The 25860-nt window shown below is 41.0% G+C and carries 22 protein-coding genes; 17 read left to right on the forward strand and 5 right to left on the reverse strand.

All coding sequences use genetic code 11. The features are described from left to right. Positions 1 to 788 precede the first annotated feature (788 nt). From MSC25_RS16050 to MSC25_RS16065, 4 genes are all read right to left on the reverse strand, one after another. Positions 789 to 2018 carry a tyrosine-type recombinase/integrase gene (locus MSC25_RS16050; protein ID WP_248443962.1) on the reverse strand — a complete coding sequence of 410 codons (1230 nt, stop codon included), beginning with the start codon at positions 2016 to 2018 and terminating at the stop codon, positions 789 to 791. A 225-nt stretch (positions 2019 to 2243) separates the two neighbouring features. Then, positions 2244 to 3893: a chaperonin GroEL gene (groL, locus tag MSC25_RS16055; RefSeq protein WP_004587677.1), complete on the reverse strand. Its 1650-nt coding sequence runs from the start codon at positions 3891 to 3893 to the stop codon at positions 2244 to 2246. Positions 3894 to 3941: 48 nt separating this feature from the next. Then, the gene (locus MSC25_RS16060; protein WP_004587676.1) at positions 3942 to 4229 is read right to left on the reverse strand and encodes a co-chaperone GroES; all 288 of its coding nucleotides are present in this window, start codon (positions 4227 to 4229) and stop codon (positions 3942 to 3944) included. A 109-nt stretch (positions 4230 to 4338) separates the two neighbouring features. Further along, positions 4339 to 4815, reverse strand: a complete 477-nt coding sequence (locus tag MSC25_RS16065; protein ID WP_004587675.1) for an FxsA family protein — start codon at positions 4813 to 4815, stop codon at positions 4339 to 4341. A 188-nt stretch (positions 4816 to 5003) separates the two neighbouring features. On the opposite strand from MSC25_RS16065, the gene cutA reads away from it, so the two are divergent. From cutA to MSC25_RS16140, 15 genes are all read left to right on the forward strand, one after another. Continuing rightward, positions 5004 to 5324 carry a divalent-cation tolerance protein CutA gene (cutA, locus tag MSC25_RS16070; protein ID WP_029772613.1) on the forward strand — a complete coding sequence of 107 codons (321 nt, stop codon included), beginning with the start codon at positions 5004 to 5006 and terminating at the stop codon, positions 5322 to 5324. Then, positions 5324 to 7138: a protein-disulfide reductase DsbD gene (locus tag MSC25_RS16075; RefSeq protein WP_248443963.1), complete on the forward strand. Its 1815-nt coding sequence runs from the start codon at positions 5324 to 5326 to the stop codon at positions 7136 to 7138. Before cutA ends, MSC25_RS16075 begins: the two co-directional genes overlap by 1 nt. 228 nt (positions 7139 to 7366) lie before the next feature. Beyond that, positions 7367 to 7819 carry a type II 3-dehydroquinate dehydratase gene (gene aroQ / locus MSC25_RS16080; protein ID WP_248443964.1) on the forward strand — a complete coding sequence of 151 codons (453 nt, stop codon included), beginning with the start codon at positions 7367 to 7369 and terminating at the stop codon, positions 7817 to 7819. A gap of 32 nt (positions 7820 to 7851) precedes the next feature. Then, entirely contained in the window at positions 7852 to 8313 is a 462-nt protein-coding gene (accB, locus tag MSC25_RS16085) for an acetyl-CoA carboxylase biotin carboxyl carrier protein (protein WP_004587671.1), read from the forward strand. Positions 8314 to 8338: 25 nt separating this feature from the next. Further along, positions 8339 to 9679, forward strand: coding sequence for an acetyl-CoA carboxylase biotin carboxylase subunit (gene accC / locus MSC25_RS16090; RefSeq protein ID WP_024031477.1), 1341 nt, complete (start codon positions 8339 to 8341; stop codon positions 9677 to 9679). A gap of 125 nt (positions 9680 to 9804) precedes the next feature. Further along, complete coding sequence (gene tsaE / locus MSC25_RS16095) at positions 9805 to 10281, forward strand: tRNA (adenosine(37)-N6)-threonylcarbamoyltransferase complex ATPase subunit type 1 TsaE (RefSeq protein ID WP_004587669.1); 477 nt, start codon at positions 9805 to 9807, stop codon at positions 10279 to 10281. 170 nt (positions 10282 to 10451) lie between these two features. Then, positions 10452 to 11795 (forward strand): N-acetylmuramoyl-L-alanine amidase, encoded by a 1344-nt coding sequence (locus MSC25_RS16100; protein WP_004587668.1) that lies wholly within the window; start codon positions 10452 to 10454, stop codon positions 11793 to 11795. Between the two features lie 34 nt (positions 11796 to 11829). Continuing rightward, positions 11830 to 13692 (forward strand): DNA mismatch repair endonuclease MutL, encoded by a 1863-nt coding sequence (gene mutL / locus MSC25_RS16105; RefSeq protein ID WP_248443965.1) that lies wholly within the window; start codon positions 11830 to 11832, stop codon positions 13690 to 13692. A 10-nt stretch (positions 13693 to 13702) separates the two neighbouring features. Further along, positions 13703 to 14620 (forward strand): tRNA (adenosine(37)-N6)-dimethylallyltransferase MiaA, encoded by a 918-nt coding sequence (miaA, locus tag MSC25_RS16110; protein WP_095206660.1) that lies wholly within the window; start codon positions 13703 to 13705, stop codon positions 14618 to 14620. Between the two features lie 77 nt (positions 14621 to 14697). After that, entirely contained in the window at positions 14698 to 14961 is a 264-nt protein-coding gene (hfq, locus tag MSC25_RS16115) for an RNA chaperone Hfq (RefSeq protein WP_004587665.1), read from the forward strand. 15 nt (positions 14962 to 14976) lie between these two features. Continuing rightward, positions 14977 to 16266, forward strand: a complete 1290-nt coding sequence (hflX, locus tag MSC25_RS16120; RefSeq protein ID WP_248443966.1) for a ribosome rescue GTPase HflX — start codon at positions 14977 to 14979, stop codon at positions 16264 to 16266. 100 nt (positions 16267 to 16366) lie between these two features. After that, a complete protein-coding gene (gene hflK / locus MSC25_RS16125) occupies positions 16367 to 17539 on the forward strand; it encodes an FtsH protease activity modulator HflK (protein ID WP_004587663.1) in 1173 nt (390 codons plus the stop codon). Between the two features lie 5 nt (positions 17540 to 17544). Further along, on the forward strand, positions 17545 to 18423 hold the full coding sequence (gene hflC, locus MSC25_RS16130; protein WP_004587662.1) for a protease modulator HflC: 879 nt from the start codon (positions 17545 to 17547) through the stop codon (positions 18421 to 18423). A gap of 216 nt (positions 18424 to 18639) precedes the next feature. Further along, positions 18640 to 19953 carry an adenylosuccinate synthase gene (locus MSC25_RS16135; protein ID WP_004587661.1) on the forward strand — a complete coding sequence of 438 codons (1314 nt, stop codon included), beginning with the start codon at positions 18640 to 18642 and terminating at the stop codon, positions 19951 to 19953. A gap of 111 nt (positions 19954 to 20064) precedes the next feature. Continuing rightward, positions 20065 to 20703 carry a tetratricopeptide repeat protein gene (locus MSC25_RS16140; RefSeq protein ID WP_248443967.1) on the forward strand — a complete coding sequence of 213 codons (639 nt, stop codon included), beginning with the start codon at positions 20065 to 20067 and terminating at the stop codon, positions 20701 to 20703. 82 nt (positions 20704 to 20785) lie between these two features. Here the strand turns inward: MSC25_RS16140 and MSC25_RS16145 are convergent, their stop codons facing one another. Continuing rightward, a complete protein-coding gene (locus MSC25_RS16145) occupies positions 20786 to 22636 on the reverse strand; it encodes a sodium:proton antiporter (protein WP_024031470.1) in 1851 nt (616 codons plus the stop codon). Positions 22637 to 23487: 851 nt separating this feature from the next. Between MSC25_RS16145 and proB the strand changes: the two genes are divergently transcribed. Together proB and MSC25_RS16155 are read left to right on the forward strand one after the other, a co-directional pair. Next, on the forward strand, positions 23488 to 24594 hold the full coding sequence (gene proB, locus MSC25_RS16150) for a glutamate 5-kinase (RefSeq protein ID WP_004587658.1): 1107 nt from the start codon (positions 23488 to 23490) through the stop codon (positions 24592 to 24594). Beyond that, positions 24591 to 25838: a glutamate-5-semialdehyde dehydrogenase gene (locus MSC25_RS16155; protein WP_248443968.1), complete on the forward strand. Its 1248-nt coding sequence runs from the start codon at positions 24591 to 24593 to the stop codon at positions 25836 to 25838. Before proB ends, MSC25_RS16155 begins: the two co-directional genes overlap by 4 nt. Positions 25839 to 25860 lie beyond the last annotated feature (22 nt).

Raw genomic sequence — 25860 nt, forward strand, 5'->3', positions numbered from 1 at the left:
GCTATAACAGTAATAACTGGGCTCTAAATATGACTTTTAGATCACCTTTCGTAGAGCACCACAGCATGTGGCGTGTGGGAAACTGATCACCTTTTAACTTAATTTACCGGTTAGGCCACGACCTACCGCGCTATAACAGTAATAACTGGGCTCTAAATATGACTTTTAGATCACCTTTTAACTTAATTTACCGGTTAGGCCACGACCTACCGTGCTATAACAGTAATAACTGGGCTCTAAATATGACTTTTAGATCACCTTTCGTAGAGCACCACAGCATGTGGCGTGTGGGAAACTGATCACCTTTTAACTTAATTTACCGGTTAGGCCACGACCTACCGCGCTATAACAGTAATAACTGGGCTCTAAATATGACTTTTAGATCACCTTTTAACTTAATTTACCGGTTAGGCCACGACCTACCGTGCTATAACAGTAATAACTGGGCTCTAAATATGACTTTTAGATCACCTTTCGTAGAGCACCACAGTATGTGGCGTGTGGGAAACTGATCACCTTTTAACTTAATTTACCGGTAATACCACGGTCTACCGCGCTATAACGGAAAGAACTAGGTGGACTCCCAGCTTTCACTAGACAGTTTTTAACTCAGAATAGTACGCATCTTCAAACTTATCAGGTAAACACTGCATGTGTGTGAATGGCGCTTTTTAATTGTCGCAAAAAAGCTTTCTGCAACCGCATTATCATGACAGTTAACAGCGCGACTCATTGAAGGCACAAGATTATGTTCTTTCTAAAATGCGAGATTGGACTTCAGCTTCTACCTAACCAGATTGTTCTATGGCATTGCAAAGCTCAGCATCACTACACAGTTTATTTAAATAATTAGACCATCGCTGCATCATTGCACGTCTTTGAGTAAGATATTCAGCGTGGTTATATGCAAGAGCTGTGGAGTTGCCCACTTTATGGGCAAGTTGCATTTCAATATGCTGATAGTTTTCTTCTTGTTCGTTTAGTAATGTTGAAGCTGTTCCTCGAAAGCCGTGTGAAACGATATCATTAGCCGAGTAGCCCAATGCACGTAGACGATTATTCAGTACGTTTTTGCTAAATGGTTTAGAAGAACTCATCTCTGAGGGAAAAACGTACTTTGAGTAATTAGTGTATTTATAAATATCTCGAAATTTAGATAGAGTTTGAACTGAAAGAGGAACGATATGAGTTTTACCTGCTTTCATTAATTCGCCGGGTATTTTAATATATTTATTTTCAAAATCTACATGTTCCCATCTTAAGCAACGAAGTTCGCTAGGGCGTAAAAATAGATGAGGTAGTAGTTTCAATGCTTCCTGAGAGCAGTAAGAGCCTGAGTTGTTATTCTCAATAGTTAAAATGAGCTGTCCCATTTCTTTCGAGTTAGTAATAGCTGCATGATTTTTTGGAGCTGAAATTTTTCCAGTCAATGCTATGTAGTCGAAATTAGTTAATGGGCTATTGTTAGTGAGGTCTTTTGTAATCGCATAACGAAAAATACGATTTAGCATGGACAATAATGGGGGAACTTTTTTCACGGTATTAGCTTCAACTAGAGAGTCTACGATATTAATAATGTGATTCTTAGTAATATGGTCAATCTGTAGTTCACAAATCCCCTTAAGATCGCTTTTAAGCCAACGCAATAATTTTTCTTGGTAGGCATTGCTCCATTCTTTTTTATTAAGTTCGAACCATTGCAACGCAATCTCACCGAAATTTAAATCTTTGCACGTACTTTGAAGTTTAAGAAGCTTGCGTTGAGCCATCGGATCAATAGAATCACTGAGAAGCTGACGGGCCTTATCTGCTTTAGTGCGAGCTAGTTTTAGGGGTATTGTGGGGTATTTTCCTAAGGCCATTTCTTTATATTTACCACCAAACTTATACTTAAAGCGCCAAAGCTTAGAACCATGACTAGTTACTAATAAAAACAAGTTGTTACCATCATATTTTTTAAAATTTTTACCATTTTCTTTGGGCTTCAGTGCTTTAATCTTTTCGTTATTCAGTTTCATTTTTGATACTCTTTTTAAATTTATTTGGGGTATTTTATTTAAAAATGGATCTATTTTTACTCCTATGTATGTGAGTTACCCCACATTTACCCCTTAAACCTTTGAAATTTAAAAAGCGCCAATGAAACCTAATGAACTTATCGAAGTTATAAAAAAACCCGCAAAGCAGTGCTTTGCGGGCCTTATAAAACTTAATGAACTCTTATGAATTCGATAGGAGGAAGATCACATCATTCCGCCCATGCCACCCATTCCGCCCATGCCACCCATATCAGGGGCACCAGCAGCTTCTTCTTTAGGGATTTCAGCAACCATTGCTTCGGTAGTGATCATTAGACCCGCAATCGAACCTGCAAATTGTAGTGCAGAGCGCGTTACTTTAGTTGGATCTAGGATACCCATTTCAAGCATATCGTTGTATTCGCCAGAGGCTGCGTTGTAACCGTAGTTACCTTCGCCACCTTTAACAGCGTTTATTACTACTGACGCTTCGTCGCCTGCATTTGTTACGATTTGACGAAGTGGTGCTTCCATCGCACGAAGTGCAACTTTAATACCGTGGTTTTGGTCTTCGTTGTCGCCAAGTAGCTCAACTAGCTTGCTAGCAGCACGTACTAGAGCAACACCACCACCAGGTACTACGCCTTCTTCAACCGCTGCACGAGTTGCATGTAATGCATCTTCAACACGGTCTTTTTTCTCTTTCATTTCAATTTCAGTCGCTGCGCCTACTTTAATTACTGCAACACCGCCGGCAAGTTTAGCCATACGCTCTTGTAGTTTTTCTTTATCGTAGTCAGACGTTGCTTCTTCAATCTGTGCTTTAATTTGAGCAACACGGCCGTTAATGCCATCTTCTTCACCCGCACCATCAATGATAGTTGTATCATCTTTAGTGATTACTACACGCTTAGCAGTACCTAGGTCTTCGATAGTTGCTTTTTCAAGCTCTAAACCAATTTCTTCAGAGATAACAGTACCGCCAGTTAATACGGCGATATCTTGTAGCATTGCTTTACGACGGTCGCCAAAACCAGGGGCTTTAACTGCTGATACTTTAACAATACCGCGCATATTGTTAACTACAAGCGTTGCAAGTGCTTCGCCTTCTAGGTCTTCAGCAATGATTAATAGTGGCTTGCTTGCTTTAGCAACGGCTTCTAATGTAGGTAGTAACTCACGAATGTTAGATACTTTTTTATCTACAAGTAGAATGAACGGGTTGTCTAGCTCAACAGCGCCTTTTTCAGCGTTATTGATAAAGTACGGAGATAGGTAACCACGGTCAAACTGCATGCCTTCTACAACATCTAGTTCGTTCTCTAGTGATTGACCTTCTTCTACAGTAATAACACCTGTGTTACGGCCTACTTTTTCCATTGCTTGTGCAATGATGTCGCCAATTTCTTTATCAGAGTTAGCTGAAATAGTACCTACTTGTGCAATAGCTTTAGTATCAGCACATGGTACAGATAGCGCTTTAAGCTCTTCTACAGCAGCGATAATTGCTTTATCAATACCGCGCTTAAGATCCATTGGGTTCATACCCGCAGCAACCGCTTTAAGACCTTCGTTTACAATAGATTGCGCAAGTACAGTTGCGGTAGTAGTACCGTCACCCGCTGCATCATTTGCTTTAGATGCAACTTCTTTCACCATTTGTGCACCCATGTTTTCAAACTTGTCTTCAAGTTCGATTTCTTTTGCTACAGATACACCATCTTTAGTGATTACTGGAGAGCCAAATGATTTATCTAGTACTACGTTACGGCCTTTAGGACCTAAGGTCACTTTTACTGCGTTTGCTAGGATATTTACGCCTGTTAGCATTTTAGCGCGTGCGTCACCTGCAAAAAGTACTTCTTTTGCTGCCATCTTTAATTTCCTCTAAATTCTTAAATGTTTGTTAAACGAAAAGTAGGGTTAGCCTACAATGCCTAAAATGTTGTCTTCACGCATGATCAGGTACTCTTGACCTTCGATCTTTTCAGTTTTTTCAACATATGAGCCAAATAACACAGTGTCACCGGCTTTTACTTCTAAAGCTCTAACGTCACCGTTATCTAGAACGCGACCATTGCCAACAGCAATAACTTCTCCGCGAGTTGATTTCTCAGCTGCAGAGCCAGTTAATACAATACCGCCAGCAGACTTGGTTTCTTCTTCTAGACGCTTAACGATTACGCGATCTTGTAAAGGACGAATGTTCATTTTTTTAGTTCTCCTAACAGTTTCTGAACAGTACAGAAAAAAGCTTTTCTAATTTGCATTCATTAATGGGGGTAGAGTGTAAAATTCCAAGAGAAAAATCGATAAATTTTTAATCTTTTCTCTCATACTCGCCATCAATGGTAGTTGGTTTATTTACATGCTGTTGTTCTTGCTGCGAGTGTGGGTGTTGTGTAAAGGCTGAAGAGCCTTGCTGTGCACCTGTGCTCATGCGTACCGTTGCTTGACTTGCAAGGCCTGCAGCAAGTTTGTTGCGTATTGAGGGGGTTAATAATAGTAGGCCGAATACATCGGTCATAATGCCTGGGGTTAGCAATAAAACACCCGCAATGATCACGCAAATACCGGTAAATAATTCTTTAGCTGGCATTTGCCCCTGAGCCATTTGGCTTTGTGCATTTTGTAATGCACCCATACCTTGTTGTTTAACCATTCTGGCGCCCAAAATAGCCGTAACAATCACTAGGGCTATAGTCGCAAATCCACCAATTACATCGCTAACCTGTATTAGTAGCGCAATTTCGATGATAGGAATGATAATAAACAACACAAATAAAAATCTAAACATAGGGCTCTCTAAATAATGGCACTCAAAAGAGTGGATGAAATATAAGTGAGGGTGAAGGGGTCTATTTTCAAGGTTGAGCTTAAAGTGATTAATAATTGCTTAATATCTACAATTATTCATCGCCTACACATTACACTAGCTATCAGATACTATTGCATTAGTTCCCTATAAATTAGTAAAGGTTAATTATGACTACGCAATTTAAATTGATATTTACCACGTGCAAAGATGAGGCTGAAGCACGCACTTTAGCAAAAGCACTTGTAGCGCAAAAATTAGCGGCGTGTGTAAATATTTTACCAAATATGACCTCAGTTTATATGTGGGAAGGCGATGTTGCCCAAGAGATAGAAGCAAAGCTACTGATTAAAACAAAATCAGAAAAAATGAATGATGTTTTTGAAACTATCAAAAGTTTACACAGTTACGAAGTACCCGAAATTCAAGTGGTTGATGTGGCCACTGGTAATTTGGCTTATTTTCATTGGATGGATGAGGTATTAAATTAATGCGGTTTTTCTTTTTATTATTGGTTAGCTTGCTGGCGCTTCCTGCAAAGGCAAACACCAATAATGTGCTAGGTGATTTACTTGCCCCGCCACAGCAAACCTTTTTACCCGTAGACCAAGCGTTTGTATTTGATTTTGATCAGCAAGGTAGCACTTTATTTGTGGGGTGGGATATAGCCCCTGATTATTACCTTTATAAAAAGAAAATAGAAATTATCGCTAAAGGCGCCAACATAAAGGTCGGCGATGCCGGTACTGGCGAAATAATTGAAGACGAGTTTTTTGGCAAAACCGAAGTTTTTTTCAATAGTGTGAGTGTTATAAGTAAGGTCAGTAATGTTACAGAGGGTGCTGTTGTAAAGGTGCGTTATCAGGGCTGTGCCAAAGCAGGGCTGTGTTATCCGCCTGAGGTTATTAGTATTCCTTTAAGTGTTATTGCCTCAGAGCAAGCGCAAGGTAAAAACTCATCTGCTAATGCCGCTGATACATTAAACGCATTGACTCCTTCTGTAGACTCAACGCGTAGCCAAAGTAATACAACCACTCAAGATTTAAGTTTTACAGAGCGATTAGCAAGTCAAAGTTTAGTAACCAATTTACTCATATTTTTTGCTGTTGGGGTGGGGCTTGCGTTTACACCGTGTGTGTTCCCTATGTTTCCTATTTTATCGAGTTTAATTGCAGGGCAGCAAAATCTATCTACTAAAAAAGCGTTTGCGTTGTCGTTTGTATATATACAAGGTATGGCGCTTACTTATGCTGCATTAGGGTTAGTAGTGGCGGCCTTAGGCGGGCAAGTGCAGGGGTATTTACAACACCCTTATGTACTTATTAGTTTTAGTTTACTGTTTGTATTGCTGGCAATGTCGATGTTTGGCTGGTACGAAATTAAGTTACCCAGCGCCATGATGAGCAAGCTAACGCAAGTCAGTAATAACCAAAAAGGCGGCAATTACCTAGGTGTGTTTTTAATGGGGGTGTTGTCAGGGTTAATTGCATCACCTTGTACCACAGCTCCGTTGTCTGCTGCGCTATTATTTGTAGCGCAAAGTGGTGACTACCTTGTCGGTGGTTTAACCCTGTATGTATTAAGTTTAGGAATGGGCCTACCGCTTTTATTACTCGGTACGTCTGGTGGCAAATTGCTTCCTAAAGCTGGCGGTTGGATGGAGCAAGTTAAAACGTTATTTGGTTTTATTATGCTTGTTGTGCCACTTATTTTATTAGAGCGCATAATTAGCGCCGACATTATTTTACTTATGGCAGGTATTTTAGCACTGGCAACGGCTGTTTATTTACACTATTGGCAGAGTGCGCAGCCACAAAGCAAGCTTAAAACAGCGCTTTGGTTTAGTGCTACATTTTTAGTAGTTACTGGTTTTACATTAGCTAAAAACGTTATTTGGCCGCAGCAACAGGTTGAGCAGGTTAGTCAGCAAAGTAATGAGTTTAAACAAGTGGCTAATTTAACCGAGCTAAAAAACGCTGTTGCTGAAGCTAATCAGCAAGGCAAACTGGTGATGGTTGATTTATACGCCGATTGGTGTGTGGCATGTAAAGAGTTTGAACATTACACATTTCCAGATGCCAAAGTACAGAGCGAGTTTAGTCACTATCAGTTAATTCAAATCGATTTAACACAAAGTGATGACACCACCATTGAGCTGATGGAAGAGTTCACTGTGTTTGGTTTACCCAGTATTTTGTTTTTTAACACACAAGGGCAAGAGCTAAGTTCAGAGCGCGTTACAGGATTTTTAAACGCTGATGATTTTGCCAACCACCTAGCTGCAGTGCGCGCCAGCGCACAATAATAGTGCAATTTAGCCGCTTGGGCTTACCAAGTGGCTTGCCTCCAATTACGTCATATTTATTACACCTCCAGAGATTAGACCAGTATTTTGCTGCTATTTACATCGAACTGACTATAATAGTTGGCTAACGTGAGAATTTGTTGCAATTTTTGTTTTTTATACTTACTTTAGTGTACAAAATTAGCTCGCAACGGCTTAACTCATTACTTAGAGGATATATCGCGTATTATGGCTGCAAAATTTAAACTTTTAGTTATAAATGGTCCAAATTTAAACATGCTAGGAAAGCGTGAGCCAGAAAAGTACGGTTTGCACACTCTTGGTGAAATTATGAGCGAACTAACGACTGCCGCAGAGGGTCTAGATGTTCAGCTTACGCATTTTCAAAGTAATAGTGAGCAAGCCCTTATAGAAAGAATACACGATGCTTGGCAGGCAGTTGATTACATAATTATTAATCCTGCTGCATTTACGCATACTAGCGTCGCTTTACGTGATGCATTGTTAAGCGTTGATATTCCTTTTTTTGAGGTGCACTTAAGTAATGTGCATGCACGTGAAGCATTTCGTCATCATTCGTATTTTTCTGATGTGGCGCAAGGTGTGGTATGTGGATTAGGTGCAATGGGTTACCACGCAGCATTGAACGCTGCCGTGGGCCGGTTGCAAAACTCGAATTAATTTAAACTAACAAACTTATAGGCGGGTCGTTCATGGATATTCGCAAGATCAAAAAGCTAATCGAATTAGTAGAAGAATCAGGTATTGCTGAGCTAGAAATCACTGAAGGTGAAGAATCAGTACGTATTAACCGTAACAACATGAGCGCAGGTCCTGCTTACGCTCAGTACGCACCACAGCAATTTGCTGCTCCAGCGCCTGCGGCACCAGCACAAGCTGCGCCAGCCGTTGAAGCCGATGCTACACCAGCAGCGCCTGCAGGCCATCAAGTTAAATCACCTATGGTTGGTTCATTTTACTCAGCAGCTTCTCCAGAAGCGCCAGCATACGTAGAAGTTGGTTCTCAAGTTAAAGTAGGTGATACATTATGTATCGTTGAAGCAATGAAAATGATGAACCAAATTGAGTCAGATAAAGCGGGTACAGTTACAGCTATTTTAGTTGAAAATGGCGAACCAGTAGAATTTGATCAACCTCTATTCATCATTGAATAATTTAGTAACCTAAAGGCCAACTCTTATGTTAGATAAAGTAGTCATTGCAAACCGAGGTGAAATAGCACTTCGCGTATTGCGCGCCTGCAAAGAGCTTGGGATCAAAACGGTTGCTGTGCATTCAACGGCGGATCGCGATCTTAAGCACGTATTACTTGCAGATGAAACCATTTGTATCGGTAGACCTCCAGCCACTGAAAGTTACTTAGATATTCCGCGCATTATTGCGGCTGCTGAAGTAACAGACGCTGTAGCGATTCACCCAGGATATGGTTTTCTTTCAGAAAATGCAGATTTTGCTGACCAAGTTGAGCAAAGCGGCTTTGTATTTATTGGTCCAAAAGGCGACACTATTCGTCTTATGGGCGATAAAGTATCGGCAATCAATGCAATGCGCAAAGCCGGTGTACCATGTGTACCGGGTTCTGACGGTCCGGTATCGGATGACAAAGAACGCAACATGCAAATTGCAAAGCGCATTGGTTACCCGGTAATTATTAAAGCCGCTGGTGGCGGTGGTGGCCGTGGTATGCGTGTAGTACGTAGCGAAGCTGAATTAATTGATTCAATCGCACTTACTCAACAAGAAGCGAAACAGTTTTTTGGTAATAGCATGGTTTACATGGAAAAATTCCTTGAAAACCCTCGCCATATTGAAATTCAGGTACTTGCTGATGGACAAGGTAATGCTGTTCATTTAGGTGAGCGTGACTGTTCTATGCAACGTCGTCACCAAAAAGTAGTTGAAGAAGCGCCTGCTCCAGGTATAACGGCAGAAGTGCGTAAATTTATTGGTGAGCGCTGTACACGTGCATGTATCGAAATTGGTTACCGTGGTGCGGGTACGTTTGAGTTTTTATACGAAAACGGCGAATTTTACTTCATCGAGATGAACACCCGTATTCAAGTTGAGCACCCAGTGACTGAAATGGTAAGCGGTGTTGATTTAATTAAAGAGCAGCTAAAAATTGCTGCTGGGCAACCGCTATCTTTCACGCAAGATGACGTTGTTATCCGCGGCCATGCAATTGAATGTCGTATTAACGCAGAAGACCCAGAAACGTTTATCCCGTCGCCGGGTAAAATTACACGTTTCCACCCTGCAGGTGGTTTAGGTATTCGTTGGGATAGCCATATTTATGCTGACTATACAGTACCTCCACATTACGATTCGATGATTGGTAAGCTTATTACTTACGGTGAAAACCGTGATGTTGCTATTGCCCGTGCTCGTAATGCGCTGAACGAATTAGTTATTGATGGCATCAAAACAAACACGCCATTACATAAGAAAATTCTTGCAGACGAAAACTTCCAAAGTGGTGGTACAAATATCCACTACCTTGAGAAAAAACTAGGGCTATAAAGCACCAGTTAATTAAAACCGGCTTAGGCCGGTTTTTTTATGCCTAAAACGCCAATTTATCGCCTTCAAGAAATATTCTGGTATGATTAGCAAAGATGCGCTTTTAGTAAATTTTTGAGGTAACAATGACGCGTAGTTTTGAAGCTCACCTAAATGATGAAATAGCCACAGTAGCAATGGGTAACAAAGTGGCTGCTATTATAGAGCAAGGTGCAGTAATTTATTTACACGGCGATTTAGGTGCAGGTAAAACAACATTTACGCGTGGTGTAGTGCAAGGCTTTGGCCACACTGGTAAGGTAAAAAGCCCAACCTATACGCTGGTAGAGCCATACGAACTGACACGTGCTAATGTATATCATTTTGACCTATACCGGTTAGGCGATCCTGAAGAGCTTGAGTACATGGGTATAAGAGATTACTTTTCTGAGCAGGCTATTTGTATTGTTGAGTGGCCAGAAAAAGGGGGAGAATTTATACCAGTTCCCGATTTAGACATTACCTTAAGTTACGTTGGCGATGAGCGCAAAATTGTTATTAATAGTGCCAGCGAGCGCGGAATAGCAATTGTCGAAAAACTAACTAACCTAAACCCGAGTTAATATACTTACTAACACATTGAAATATAAAAGCATCAAAGTTACCTTTTTAGTTGGCGTACAAAATAGCAGCTTAAGGTAGATTTACTATCCAACGTTTAGGTTAATAAGCTAATAGCGGGTTAAGGCGCCCGCTCTCATAATAATAAATAGTTAAGGCAATGGTAGTTATAATGAATCGAGGTGTAGTTAAACTTTTTATTTGTTTCATAGTTTTCGCTGTGAGCTTACCGTTGTGGGCAAAAAATACCATAAATAGTGTACGCGTATGGCCCTCGCCAGATAGCACGCGGGTGGTATTTGATTTAGATGATAAGCCCGATTTTAGCTATTTTATGCTTAAAAACCCGAGTCGCTTAGTGGTCGACCTTGAAAACACCAAGGGGTTAAAAGTATTACCGAGTATTCCTTCTAAGCACAAAATTGTAAGCAAGCTGCGCTATTCAAAACCTAAAAATAAACAAAGTGTACGTTTTGTATTTGAGCTAACCGCGCCTATTAAGCCGGTTATTTTTGCGCTGGCACCTACTGGCCCGTACAAAAACAGGTTAGTTGTGGATTTATATAATAAAAGTGAACCTGCAGTAAGCTCTACACCTGCCCAAAAAGCAGCTAAAAAGCGCCAGTTAAGCCAAGAGCGAGACATTGTTATTGCAATTGATGCGGGCCATGGCGGAGAAGACCCTGGTTCTATTGGCCCCTCTGGTACGTATGAAAAAACCATTACCCTGCAAATAGCTAAACGTTTAGAGCGTATGATTGACGGCGAACGTGGCATGATTTCGCGCATGGTAAGAAGTGGCGACTACTTTGTTAAGCTTAATACCCGTACCAACCGAGCACGCCAGAAAAAAGCCGACTTTTTAGTGTCAATTCATGCTGATGCATTTACCAGCCCTGGGCCAAATGGTGCTTCGGTGTGGGTGTTATCGCTTGGTCGCGCTAATTCTGAGATTGGTAAATGGATAGAAGATAAAGAAAAACACTCAGAGCTTTTAGGTGGTGCAGCCGATGTAATTAAAGATGCTGCTAACGAAAAATACCTCGCGCAAGCGCTGCTCGATATGTCGATGGACCACTCAATGAAAACGGGGCTTAGTGTGGCCGAAGAAGTAGTAAAAGAGCTAAAAAAGGTCGCTAAATTACATAAAAAAGATCCACAACATGCAAGTCTTGCCGTATTAAAGTCGCCAGATATCCCTTCCATTTTGGTTGAGACAGGTTTTATTTCAAACCCCCGTGAAGAGCGCATGTTAAAAAGCGCTAATCATCAGGAACGCTTAGCTAAAGCGATGTTTACGTCTATAAAAAATTATTACTTAAAAAACCCACCAGATGATTCGTTATTTGCAAAGCTTAAATCGCAGTACCCAACTAAGCATAAAGTTCGCCCAGGTGAATCGCTAAGCCTATTAGCGAGTCGGTATGGCGTATCGGTAGCCAAATTAAAGCAAGTTAATCAACTACGCTCAAACACCTTGTTTATAGGTCAAGAGCTGGACATACCGCAGAGTTGATGTTTATTAAACCTGTACACGTATTAGGGGCCTCATGAGTATTGAAATATTACCTGCACGATTAGCTAACCAAATAGCGGCAGGTGAAGTGGTTGAACGCCCGGCTTCAGTGGTTAAAGAATTAGTAGAAAATAGCTTAGATGCGGGCGCTACGCGTGTGCAAATAGACATAGAGCGGGGCGGTCACAAGCTTATTCGTATTCGTGATAATGGCTCAGGTATTGGCAAAAATGAGCTCACTTTAGCGCTTTCTCGCCATGCAACAAGTAAACTTAAATCACTCGATGATTTAGAAAACATTTGCTCCTTAGGCTTTAGAGGGGAAGCGCTTGCATCTATTAGTTCGGTATCGCGTTTAACGCTTAGCTCAAAGCCCAAAGCACAAGATGCCGCGTGGCAAGCGTTTGCACAGGGGCGTGATATGGACGTGCAAGTAAAGCCGGTAGCCCACCCAGATGGCACAACGATAGAAGTTAAAGATTTATTTTTTAACACCCCAGCAAGGCGCAAGTTTTTACGCACCGAAAAAACCGAATTTAGCCACATTGATGAGCTTATAAAGCGTATTGCACTGAGTCGTTTTGATGTGTCGATTACACTGACGCATAACCAAAAGGTAGTTAGGCAGTACCGTGCTAAAACCGATCCAAATCAAGCGATTACTCGGGTTGCGCAAGTTGCAGGTAAAGCCTTTGCTGAGCAAGGATTGCATATTCAATCTGGTGAAAGTGGTTTACAGCTACATGGTTGGGTATTGCCAGTGGGATCAGCTAATACCACGCAATATACATATGTAAATAATCGCATGATGCGCGATAAGCTAATTTTACATGCTATTCGTCAGGCGTTTGAAGAGGTAAGTGGAGCGCAAGAACTCCCAGGTTTTGTTATTTATATTGATATTGACCCAAGGCAAGTGGATGTAAATGTTCATCCTGCTAAGCACGAGGTGCGTTTTCATCAAGGCCGGTTAGTGCACGACTTTATATTACAGGCGATTAAGCAAGTAGTTGTGCCTCTACAAGGCGAATTTGCAACTAATCAAGCGCCCACAGACGATTACCAATCCTCCGCGTTTATTGAGCAGCCAAATCATGCGGCTAATAACCAGACAGTTCAGCAGGGGTATGAATACCCTAAGTCACAGTTGCAGCCAATAGATTCACAAAACGGTGGTTTTACTAGTCGTGCCTCCTCTAATCGCGCAGGGTCAGGTGGTGGCGCTACGGGGTATGCTTCACCGTCTCAAAAACATGGTGCAAATCATCACGATGTAAATGCATTTTATCAAGGGGTGAGTGAGCAACAAGCCGCTCATTTTGAGCATAGTGTATCAACGCAGCCCGTTACTGATGAAAGCGCTGCACACGCATTAAAAAGTGTGCAGGTATTAAATGTAAATAAAGGTGTGTGTGTATTTACTCAGCAGCAGCAGTTATTTTGCTCACACTATAAGTATGCACTTGTTGATTACTGGCATGCACAAATAAAAGAGCTGGGTAATTTAGAGGGTAAAGCCTTGCTACTACCCGTAAGGGTTAACCTTGAAAAAGCTGACTGCGAACTAATAGCTCAGCAGCAATCGTGGTTTACTTTATTAGGCTTTGAGCTAGTTATTGAAAAACAGTTTGTGATGGTTAAAAAGCTACCCACGTGTTTATATTTACTTGAAGTATCATCTGCGGTCGAGAGCTTGCTTGGCGCATGTAAAACACAGCTCAACGAGTTACAAGCGTGGCTTACATGGCAGCTTGGTTGTGTACCAGAACGCTTTTATGAAAGTAATGCATTTATTGAATTACAAATTAGCTTACAAAATAATCCGCAAACAATTGAACGTTTAAAAGAAAAAGCAGTTAAAATAGACCTAGAACACTATTTAACGCAATTAAATTAAGGTACCCGTGTTGAGCAATTTACCGGTCATATTTTTAATGGGCCCAACCGCAGCTGGTAAAACGGCGTTGGCAATTTCACTGTGTGAGCACTTAAATACAGAAATAATCAGCGTTGATTCAGCGTTAGTGTATAAAGGTATGGACATAGGTACGGCAAAGCCCGATGCAGAAGAGCTTGCTCGTGCTCCGCATCATTTAATTGATTTACTCGATCCGAGCGAAACCTATTCGGTCGCCGATTTTAGACGTGATGCGATAAAAAAAATTGATGAATTCCATCAACAAGGTAAAGTACCAATATTAGTGGGTGGCACCATGATGTACTTTAAATCTTTAATTGATGGATTATCGCCACTGCCAGAAGCCTGCTCAGTAGTTAGAGCAGAGCTTGAATCGCAAGCAAAACAATTTGGCTGGCCACATTTACATCAAGAGCTGGCTAAAGTAGATCCGCAAGCGGCCGACAAAATAAGTGAAAATGATTCACAAAGAATAAATCGAGCTTTGGAAGTTTACCGTATTAGTGGTAAAACAATGACTGAATTGCAAAAGCAAAAGCAGCCAACGTTACCATATACTTTTCATCAATTTGCGATTGCGCCTGATGATCGCAGTGAATTACATCAGCGAATTGAAAAAAGGTTTAAAATAATGATAGAACAGGGGTTTGAAAAAGAAGTTTCGACCCTATATCTACGTAAGGATTTACACCCCAATATGCCTTCTATTCGTTGTGTAGGTTATAGACAAATGTGGGATTATCTTGCGGGTGAAGTAGACCATGATGAGATGGTTTTTCGCGGCATTGCTGCAACGCGTCAACTGGCAAAACGTCAGCTAACGTGGTTACGGAGTTGGCCTGATGTTACTTGGTTAACAACAGACGATGAAGAAAACTTGCATCGCGTAGTAAGTTCGCTAAGCTAGTAGTAGTTGCGAATTATTTAATTAAATAAGTTCAGCTACTTAAATTATAATAACACCTAGAACGAAGGAACAATAACATGGCAAAAGGCCAATCGTTACAAGACCCATTTTTGAATGCACTACGTCGTGAGCGCATTCCAGTATCAATCTTTTTGGTAAATGGCATAAAATTACAAGGTAAAATTCAGTCATTTGACCAATTTGTTATTTTACTTGAAAACACTGTAAACCAAATGGTGTATAAACACGCAATTTCAACAGTTGTACCTGCTCGTGCAGTCAACTTCCAAGGTGTTCAAGGGAGCGATGACACTGAAGAGCAAGAACCAGGAAATATTTAATTAGGAGCGTAATGCTTGTTTGACCGCTATGAATCCGGCGAACAGGCAGTCTTAGTTCATATCGACTTACCTAAAGATGGCGATCGTGAAGATCTTCATGAATTAGAGTTGTTGGTATCTTCTGCTGGTGTTAGTAGTTTGGCGGTTGTGCAAGGCAGCCGCCAAGCACCACATCCGAAACTATTCGTCGGTACCGGTAAAGCAGAAGAAATAGCTGAGATTGTCAAAATCCACAATGCAGATGTTGTCATCTTTAATCATCAATTAAGTCCGTCTCAAGAACGTAATTTAGAGCGCGTTTGCCAATGTCGTGTACTTGATAGAACAACACTTATTCTTGATATTTTTGCCCAAAGAGCCCGTACCCACGAAGGTAAGCTACAAGTAGAGCTTGCTCAGCTTAGGCATATGTCTACTCGATTAATCCGAGGGTGGACTCACCTTGAGCGCCAAAAAGGGGGAATAGGTTTACGAGGCCCAGGCGAAACACAGCTTGAAACCGATAGACGTTTATTGCGCGCGCGCATTAAAAATATTCGTGCCCGATTAGCCAAAGTTGCTGTACAACGTGAACAGGGTAGGCGTGCGCGTACGCGTAACGAAATTCCTACCGTGTCGCTTGTAGGGTATACCAATGCGGGTAAATCAACCCTGTTTAACCGTATAACAGACTCAGATGTATACGCAGCGGATCAGCTTTTTGCCACGCTTGACCCAACACTACGTAAACTTGATATAGGTGATGTTGGTTCGGTTATTTTGGCCGATACAGTGGGATTTATTCGCCACTTACCACATGACTTAGTGGCAGCCTTTAAAGCAACATTAACAGAAACGCGTGAAGCCGACCTACAATTACATGTAATTGATGTGGCAGACCCGCGCAGACGCGAAAATATAGAGGAAGTACAGTCGGTTTTAAAAGAGATTGAAGCTGATGAAGTACCGCAATTATTAGTTTATAACAAAATTGATGCGCTTGATGATGTAAGCCCACGAATTGATCGGGATGACCAAGGGCTGCCTATAAGAGTATGGTTATCTGCACAAACCGGCGAAGGGTGTGAGCTACTTAGCGAAGCAATAAGTGACCTGCTTGCTAAGAAAATGCTTAGTGGTACGTTATTACTTGCCCCTCAATATGGCCGCTTAAGAGCGTCTTTATTTAGCTTAAGTGCAGTCCATGAAGAGCGCTTTGATGAAAAGGGTAACTGGTTGTTGGATGTACGTTTACCTATGGTTGAATGGAACCGATTAATTAAAGAGTTTGGTCCTGAAATTGAAGGTTTTATCAATCGCGATTAAAAATTGGCATATAAATGTCGGTTTTTGTATGAGAAACGCGGTAGATTTGATAGATTTAACACAATTTCCTAATTTATTTAGATAACAATGGAGTATAGCTATGGCCTGGAATGAACCGGGTAATAATGGCAATGACAAAGATCCGTGGAACAATAAAGGCGGACGTGATCAAGGCCCACCTGATTTAGACGAGGTGTTCCGTAAGTTTAGCAACAAGTTAGGCGGCATATTTGGCGGTAAAAAATCCGGCAATAATAGTGGCGGTGGACTTGGCGGAGCCGGTATTTCATTTATCCTCATTATCGCCGCAATTGTGTGGGCGTTAAGTGGTATTTATACGGTTAAAGAAGCCGAACGTGGTGTGGTACTGCAATTTGGTAAGTATGACCGTATTGCAGAGCCAGGCTTACGCTGGAAAATGACCTTTATTGAAACGGTTATCCCGGTAGATATTGAAGCTGTACGTTCATTATCTGCATCAGGGTTTATGCTAACGGAAGATGAAAACGTAGTAAGCGTTGAGTTTGAAGTGCAATACCGTGTTATTGACCCGTACCTTTACAAGTTTAGCGTAACTAATGCTGATAACAGCTTAGAAGAAGCGCTTGATAGCGCGTTACGTTACGTTGTTGGCCATGCAAAAATGGACCAAGTACTGACTAATGGCCGTGAAGTTGTTCGTCAAAATACGTGGGATGAGCTTAATAAAATCATCGAACCGTATAACTTAGGTTTAATTGTGACCGATGTGAACTTTAAAGATTCACGTCCACCAACTGAAGTAAAAGATGCATTTGATGACGCTATTGCCGCACAAGAAGATGAAGAGCGTTTCATCCGTGAAGCAGAAGCGTATGCACGTGAAATTGAACCGCGCGCGCGTGGTCAAGTAACACGTATGACGCAAGAAGCAGAAGGTTATCAAGAACGCATTACACTTGAAGCACAAGGTGAAGTGGCTCGTTTTGAAAAGCTATTACCTGAGTACCAAGCAGCTAAAGAAGTAACGCGCGAACGTTTATACATTGATGCTATGGAAGAGGTGCTTAGCAGCAGTTCTAAAGTCATTGTTGATGTTAAAGGCGGTAACAACATGATGTACTTACCACTTGATAAAATTATGGAAAAGCAAGGCACTGCAACACGTGTAGCTTTACCAAGCTCAAGTGATATTCAAGATTTACGCAATAAAGTAAATACATCACGAAATAGCACTGTGAATAGCGGTAATGACCGTTTTAACAGTGATCGCTTTAACAATAACGGGAGATAAGCGTAATGAAAAACTTTAGTTTAGTCATACTATTAGCTGCCATTGTTATGTCTTTCTCTGCGGTATTTGTAGTACCTGAAGGGCAAAAAGCGATTGTGTTGCTATTTAGCAAAGTTGAAAAAGACAGTGAAGACAAAGCCGTTGTATACAGCCCAGGCCTTCACTTAAAAGTACCATTTTTTAGCCAAGTACGTCGTATTGATGCACGTATTCAAACGCTAGATGGCACGCCAGACCGCTTTGTAACAAGCGAGAAAAAGGACTTAATTGTTGATTCGTTTGTTAAATGGCGCGTAAATGACTTTAGCGCATTTTACCTTCGTGCTCGTGGTGATAAGCAATACGCTGAAACACTACTAAAGCAAAAAGTTAATAATGGTCTGCGTACTAACTTTGGTACGCGTACTATTCGCGAGATTGTATCGGGTGAGCGTAGTGAGCTAATGGAAGAGGCGTTAGTACAAGCTTCTGAAAGTGCGCGCGAGTTAGGTATTGAAGTACTTGACGTGCGTGTTAAGCAAATTAACTTACCACAAGAAGTGAGTAGCTCTATTTACCAACGTATGCGCGCTGAGCGTACTGCTGTTGCAAAAGAGCACCGCTCGGAAGGTCAAGAAAAAGCGGAAACTATTCGTGCTAATGTTGACCGCCGTGTAACGGTAATGCTTGCTGATGCAGAGCGTAATGCGCGCTCAGTACGTGGTCAAGGTGATGCAGAAGCTGCCGCTATTTATGCTAAAGCATACAACAAAGATCCAGAGTTCTTTGGTTTTGTTCGTTCTTTAGAGGCGTATAAAAAGACCTTTAAAGATAAACAAGATGTTATGGTACTTTCGCCAGATAGTGACTTCTTTAAATATATGAAAGGCGCTGCAGCGCAATAAGCGATGCCTTAATCATTTAAAAAGTTATAAAGCCCCGCCTATGCGGGGCTTTTTGTTAAGTATAATTTAAAACTTTAAATTACTGTTATATATGTGGTTATTTAAAAAGTGTGATGGCCTAAAAAATACGCGCAGAAAAAATAAGCTGAACAGGGGTGATCTTTACTTCCGTTTTCTGGTAAAATCTCGTCCTAATTTTCTCGAAGTGAATTTACAATGGGTAAAAACGTTGTTGTATTAGGCACCCAATGGGGTGACGAAGGTAAGGGTAAGGTTGTTGATCTCCTTACAGACAAAGCATCTTTAGTAGTTCGATACCAAGGTGGCCACAATGCGGGTCATACTTTAGTTATTGACGGTGAAAAGACAGTTCTACACCTTATTCCATCGGGTGTATTACGTGACAATGTTAAATGTGTGATTGGTAATGGTGTGGTTTTATCACCAGAAGCGCTAATGAAAGAAATTGGCATGTTAGAAGAGCGTGGCGTACCTGTACGTGAGCGTCTTTTAATTAGTGAAGCATGTCCGTTAATTTTGCCTTTCCATGTTGCATTAGATGTAGCTCGCGAAACTGCTCGCGGCGACAAGCCAATTGGTACAACTGGCCGTGGTATCGGTCCTGCGTACGAAGATAAAGTAGCCCGTCGCGGTTTACGCGTAGGTGACTTATTCAATCCAGAATTATTCGCAGCTAAACTAAAAGAAGTACTTGAATACCATAACTTCACTTTAGTTAACTACTACAAAGTAGATGCTGTTGATTTCCAAAAAACGTTTGATGATGCAATGGCTGTTGCAGACATCTTAAAAGCAATGGTTGTTGATGTAACTGAGCTTTTAGATCAAACACGTTTAGCGGGCGAACACATTTTATTTGAAGGTGCGCAAGGTACATTACTTGATATCGATCACGGTACTTACCCTTATGTAACCTCTTCAAACACCACTGCTGGTGGCGTTGCGACTGGTGCTGGTTTTGGTCCATTAAACCTTGACTACGTGTTAGGTATTATTAAAGCGTACACTACACGTGTTGGTTCTGGTCCTTTCCCTACAGAGCTTTACGATGGCCTTGAAAAACAAGACCCAGTGGGTAAGCACTTAGGTGATAAAGGTCATGAGTTTGGCGCGACAACAGGTCGTTTACGCCGTACTGGTTGGTTAGATGCTGTGGCAATGCGCCGCGCAGTTCAAATCAACAGCATCTCTGGTTTTTGTTTAACTAAGCTAGATGTTTTAGATGGTTTAGAAACGCTTAAAATCTGTACTGGTTACCAGCTTGAAGATGGCACAGTGACTAATGTAACGCCATTAGCTGCTGAGGGTTACGAGAAAGTAACACCAGTATATGAAGAGATGCCAGGTTGGTCTGAAAACACCGTTGGTGTAACTAGCCTTGAAGGCTTACCAAAAGCTGCGATTGACTACATCAAACGTATCGAAGAAATCACAGGTGTACCTGTTGATATTATTTCTACCGGCCCAGATCGTGTAGAAACAATGGTACTTCGCAACCCGTTTGCTTAATCACCATTAGTTTAAAAAAAGCTGCTTTTTGCAGCTTTTTTTATGCCTAAAATTCAACTTGGAACGATCTTTGTATATTATTTGATAAGTTTTATTTTATACGTGGTAAACATGCGCCTATCTACCTGTAACACTTTTCTAGCGTCTTTGCTCACTCCGTTACTTTTATCTATAAGTAGCAATGTGTTAGCTGAAGAAACGCCCGCTGCGGTGCCGCTTTATACCGAACCGGAGCTGATTGCACTAATAAATAAAAATACACATTTGCAGCGTGTAAAGGCAGACGATTGCCAATTAGTACAAGATATAGAGGCAAGGGCCAATAAAATGGCGCTGCCATCTTACCAATTTTTATATGGCGATATGCTGGCATATAACGTGTGTGTTGAACGCAATGTGGAATTAGGTGTGTACTACATGCGTAAAGCGGCTGAACAAGGCTTAGCGGCTGCGTTAGAGCAGCTTGGACGTTATTACGACACGGGTCGCTTAGTGCAGCAAGATAAAGCTATGGCCATTACCTACTTACGAGAGGCCTCAGCGCAAGGGAACTTAAAAGCACAGCTAAGGCTGGTTAAGCTTTTTAATGCAGGCTACGGAAGCCCACGTGACTTTGAAGATGCGTATCGCTGGTTATTCAATGCCATGGTGGCAGATAAAGCAACCCATAAAAAAATTGAGCGTGCGCTTAGCTTACTCGCTCAAAAAATGCCCGATAGTGTTGTTGCCCGCGCGAGATTACCCATGTAAGTGTCGATAATGCACGCTATTTTTATAAAATAAAAAAGCCCTAATATTTAATTAGGGCTTTTTTGCAATAACTAAAAAGAGGTTAGCTCTCTTCTTTATTTTTTGTTTTAGCGGGGTCTTTTAACACCGACATTTTTGGCGGCTGAAGTGCAAAAATACGCTCTCCCTCCTGCGGTGGCTTTTCCATATTACTGGTAAATGGGCGAAGCTTTACTGGCGTATCGTCGTCGTTGTCTTTATCACCTTTTAAAATAAACAACGGGATCGCTTCAGGGTTCATCTCTTGGTATTTTTCCCAATCAAATTCTTCTGAAATACGCGTCGCACTCACTTTACCGCCTTTAGCAATAATACTGCTTAGGCGAGCGTAAGAGCCATCTTCACCAAACAAAATTTGTCTAGATAGGAATGTTGCACTGTCTTTATTCGCTTTAGCATGCGAGGTAGATGAGCGCAGTGAAAATACATTTTTTTCATTCAACAAGTGAGAAAAATATTGTACACCAAGCGCATTATGGTGGCGGTTTGGTGAAAGTGCTAATACCGTTCTTATTGTTGTGAGCGGCAAGTAACGCTCAGCATGCTCTGATTGTGGGTTACCATAATAACAGGCAAGGCCGTCCATACGAGCCATTTTACAGTTCTCCCATGCGGGGTCTGATAGATGAACAGGAATGCTTTGCTCTTGTAAACCTTTACCTATAGCGCGAGATACATGGTTTGCACCAATAATCAGTATGGTATTTGGAGAAGGTTGGCGCACGCCCAATAGTTTAGCAACAGGAATAGCAGTTAAGCTTTGCAATACTACAGTGATGATAATAACGGTAAATATTAACGGCACCATTTTTTCTGCATCAGCTACGCCAGCTTCCATCATACTTAGCGCAAATACCGAGCCAACAGCAGCTGCAACAATACCTCTAGGGGCTATCCACGATAGCACCAAGCGCGATTTCATTGGCAAGTCAGTACCAAAAGTAGATATGGCAATACACAATGGACGCGCTATAAATAACACCACTGCAAGGAATATAAATACGTCGCTGTCTAACATCATCAAGTCAGAAAGCTGTAGCCGCGCAGCAAGTAAAATAAACAGTGATGATATTAAAATCATCGATAAGTCTTCTTTAAACTCAAGTACAGAATCGATTTCTAAATCATTTTGATTAGCAAGCCAAATACCAAATACGGTAACAGCCAATAATCCCGATTCGTGACTTAAGTGATTAGATACCGAAAAGCTAATAAGCACTAAGGCAAGTATGCCAAATTTATGTAATTCAAACGGTAGCCATTCACGGCGCATAAGCTGTGTGGTGATCCAGCCCGCAACAACACCTATAGAAAGCCCTACGCCGACTGTTTTAACAAGTGCAACAATAGTGTGGCTAAGCACTTCTCCTTGGCCTACCAGCATGACTGCTTCAAATACAAGCACAGCAAAAAGAGCGCCGATTGGGTCAATTACAATGCCTTCCCATCGTAATATACGGTCAATATCTTGTGTTGGGCGCATCGAATTAAGTAAAGGGGCGATTACCGTAGGCCCCGTTACTACTAGTACAGCGCCTAATACTGCAGCCACCCGCCAGTTAAGCTCCAGTAACCAATAGGCACTTAAGCTTATTACCACACAGGTGGTGATCATGCCGATAGAGCACAGGTTACGTACGACCTTACTTATGCCTTTTAACTCTCTAAAGTGCAAAGTAAGGGAGCCTTCAAATAAAATGACAGCCACACTCAGTGACACAACAGGAAATAATAAATCACCCAGTAAAGCATCAGGGTCTAATACACCACTAAACGGCCCTAGCAATAAACCGGTAAGCAATAAGAACAAAATAGCGGGTACTTTAAACGCCCACGCTACCCATTGGGCAAGCACCGAACAAAGTGCGATACCGGCTATATAAATTGCTGACATAAATTAAGAATTCCTTATTTATCACAATGTGAAAAGTATAACTTTTGTTAAATATTAATACAGGGGTATACACGTGAAATGTTTAATTTGCTAATAAAATTTTAGCGCTTAATACAAAAATTGTAGGTTAAACTTATTGATTTATTTATAAAAATTGAATTAAAACTCAAAAATAAATATAACCCCTTGATTTTAAATGATTAACCGCTTAGAAGTGAGGCGTAGCTCTACATTAGAGTGATTTTTAGCCTTGATCTTACCCCTTGAAATGTCGTATTATATTTAGAGTTCAAACAATTAGTCATCTAAATATAATTTTGCAAAATAACGGTATGTATTAATACTAGCGTCATATTTGCCCTCTAATAATAGATTTGTACGCTATTTTTACCATTAATTAGTAGCTATTGTATTATTGAATATCTTGGTATGGTTTTTTCAAACAAGTTTATTTAAGCAATTAAGTAAATAAATGTTTGAGTTGAACTATTACTTTCAATGTTTAGCTCCCATCGTGGCGGCTAAATCTCGGTCCTTAAGTCATCACCCTATCTGTTGGTGTATCTGACTTTAGAGGCTCTATGTATGTTGTTAACAAAAAGGCCGCACACAGCTTTTTACAGCGATACATAAACAACACTTTTTATTTTTATATTTAATAGACCTCCATTTAATTTGGTTGGTGCTGTTTCATGTCTTTACAAATCTAAAAGCAATTTTAGGTCGTGTATTTGCGTGCGTTTAAAAAGTGTATAAACAAACAACCTATTCGAAATTGCGTGTTTTTTTCGCAATTACCTAGTTTTAGTTCACACTATGTGAATGCAGATAAAATGGAAAGTTGAGATTTTATGCAAAAGTTAAATTGGCGTCGTATTGTTTTAAAAGTAGGTAGTGCATTAATTGCTCCAGATCAAGATGGGTGCCGTTCACGCTACTTATTAACCATTGCGCAATTTATTGTTCGCTGTCGTGCTCGTGGTATTGAAGTTATTTTAGTATCTTCAGGCTCAGTAGCTGCAGGCTCACACTTATTCCCATCTGACATTCCACGTTCAGTTGTGATGAAAAAAGCGATGGCAGCGGCAGGTCAAACTGAAATGATGGCCATGTGGGATCGCTTTTTCGATTTTCCTTCAGCGCAATTATTATTAACCCATGGTGATTTGCGTGACCGTGAGCGCTATGAAAGTATTCGCGAAACTATTTTTACTTTGTTAGAGCATGGTGTACTGCCTATCATTAACGAAAATGATGCTGTAACAACGGATGACTTAAAAGTAGGTGACAACGATAACTTATCAGCCATGGTAGCGGCGGCCGCTGATGCAGATGCATTAATGATTTTTTCTGATGTAGATGGGCTGTATGATAAAAACCCAAATTTGCACGACGATGCAGTTTTACTGCCTGAAATAAAATCAATTGATGAGTCTATTTATGCTATGGCAGGATGTGCTACAAGCTCTGTAGGAACCGGTGGCATGAAAACCAAAATTGAAGCTGCCGAAAAAGCAACGTCTCACGGTATTGCTACTTATATTATTAATGGCTTTAAAGAAGAAACCTTTAATAGATTATTGGCAGGTGACAACCCTGGTAGTGTTTTCCTTCCTTATGAAAAACCAATGCAAGAAGCTGTGCACTGGATGACGCATACAGCTAATGAGCAAGGTGAAGTAGTTGTAGATGGCTCGTTTGATGAGTCTCTTGAAGGTGAAAACGGTTGCATACGTGGCGATGAAATAATGGAAGTTCATGGTGAGTTTGCCATTGGCGATACCATTTTAGTTAGAAGCGAGGATGGCACACGTTTAGCAAAAGCCACCGCAAATTATAGTAGTTGCTTGTTAAGCTTTATTGCAGATAACGAGCAAAGTGAATTTAGCGAAAAAATGCAGGATTCTATTGGTCCTGTTATTTCAGAAAAAGATATCGCATTATTGGAGAAGTCATGAGTTTGATTACGGATATTTCACGCCAGGCAGCAAAAGCTGCAAACACACTTGCTTTACTCGACACCGAGACCAAAAACCAAGTGTTAACCGAAATGGCGGCAGCATTACGCGCAGAAAAAGCATTTATAATTAAAGAAAACGAAAGTGATTTAAGCGCAGCACGCGATAATAACTTAGCCGCTTCGATGATCGACCGCCTAACGCTTAACGAAGAGCGCATTGAAGCAATGGCAGAAGGTATTGAAGTTATTGTAAGTTTAGATGATCCTGTCGGTCAGCTACGCGACATTGCAGAGCGCCCAAATGGCATTAAAATACGTAAAATGCGTGTGCCATTAGGTGTTGTATGTATGATTTACGAAGCGCGTCCTAATGTAACTGCGGATGCAGGCGCATTGTGTTTTAAATCGGGTAATGGTGTTATTTTACGCGGCGGTAAAGAGGCCCTTAAAAGCTCGCAAGCCATTGCAAGTGTAATGCACGATGTACTTGAAAAACATAACTTACCTAAAGCGCTGATCTCAGTTATTCCTGATCCAGACCGTGCATTGCTTATGGAACTAATGCAGCAACGCGAAAGTATTGATTTAATCATCCCTCGTGGTGGCGAAGGCTTAATTAACTTTGTTACAGAAAACAGTACTATTCCTGTTATTCAGCACTTTAAAGGTGTGTGTCATTTATACGTAGACAAAGATGCCGACTTAGAGGTTGCACTTAATTTACTATTAAATGGTAAAACACAGCGCACAGGCGTATGTAATGCGCTTGAAGGGCTAGTGGTTCACCAAGACGTTGCTGATGAATTTTTAAATTTATGTGCCGTTGTATTGCGCCAAGAAGGTGTGAAAATTAATGCAGATGAGCAAGCTGCAAAATACTTCGATAACGCAACAGTACTTGCTGATAATGAATTTGGTGAAGAATACTTAGATTTAGAAATTGCTATTCGTGTAGTACCAAGCTTTAGTGCTGCTGTGGAGCATATTGCTCAATTTGGTTCAAACCACACTGAGGTTATTTGTACTAAAAACGATACTGCGGCTGAGCTTTTCCAACGCAGTGTTGATGCATCGGTAGTAATGGTAAATGCATCATCACGTTTCTCAGATGGCTCGCAATTAGGGTTAGGTGCTGAAATTGGTATAGCTACAACTAAGCTACATGCTTATGGTCCTATGGGTCTTGAGTCACTTACAACTGAAAAGTATTTAGTTAATGGCGAAGGCCAAGTACGGAAGTAATATATTTCACATATAAAAAACG

This window comes from Pseudoalteromonas sp. 1CM17D (genome assembly GCF_023161805.1).
Taxonomy (GTDB): Bacteria; Pseudomonadota; Gammaproteobacteria; order Enterobacterales; family Alteromonadaceae; genus Pseudoalteromonas; species Pseudoalteromonas atlantica.